General features: G+C 61.9%; 1 protein-coding gene. It reads right to left on the bottom strand.

Going from position 1 to position 653, the window contains the following annotated elements; translation table 11 throughout:
• The coding region (locus tag AC3WQM_RS31995) for a hypothetical protein (RefSeq protein WP_492683863.1) at window positions 1-632 on the bottom strand (632 nt) is incomplete at its 3' end.
• Window positions 633-653: the final 21 nt, after the last annotated feature.

Here is a 653-nt window from a genome sequence, read left to right as displayed (position 1 = left end):
AGCAGTATCGACAGCCTGTCGACGTCGACTTCGAGTGGCCTGAGCACGACCAACAGCAGCGTCAGCAGCTTGTCGACCTCGACGTCGTCCGGTCTGAGCACCGCCACGAGCGGCATCTCCAGTCTGTCGACTGGACTGAGCACGACCAACAGCAACGTGAGCAGCCTGTCGACCTCAACGTCGTCTGGCCTGAGCACAGCGAGCAGCAACGTCAGCAGCCTGTCGACCTCGACGTCCTCTGGTCTGAGCACGGCCACGAGCAGCATCGACAGTCTGTCGACGTCCACGTCGTCTGGCCTGAGCACAACGAACAGCAGCGTCAGCAGCCTGTCGACCTCGACGTCGTCCGGCTTGAGCACGGCAACAAGCAGCATCGACAGCCTGTCGACTTCTACTTCGAGTGGCCTGAGCACGACGAACAGCAACGTGAGCAGCTTGTCGACCTCGACATCGTCGGGCTTGAGCACGGCGACCAGTGGTATCTCCAGCCTGTCCACGGGCCTGAGCACCACGAACAGCAACGTCAGCAGCTTGTCGACCTCCACGTCGTCTGGCCTGAGCACAGCGAATAGCAACGTCAGTAGTCTGTCGACGTCCACCTCGAGCGGTCTGAGCACTGCGACCAGCGGCATCTCGAGCCTGTCGACTGGCCT

This window comes from Variovorax sp. FW301-JW7, from assembly GCF_058788795.1.
This window is presented reverse-complemented; position numbering and strand designations above follow the sequence as displayed.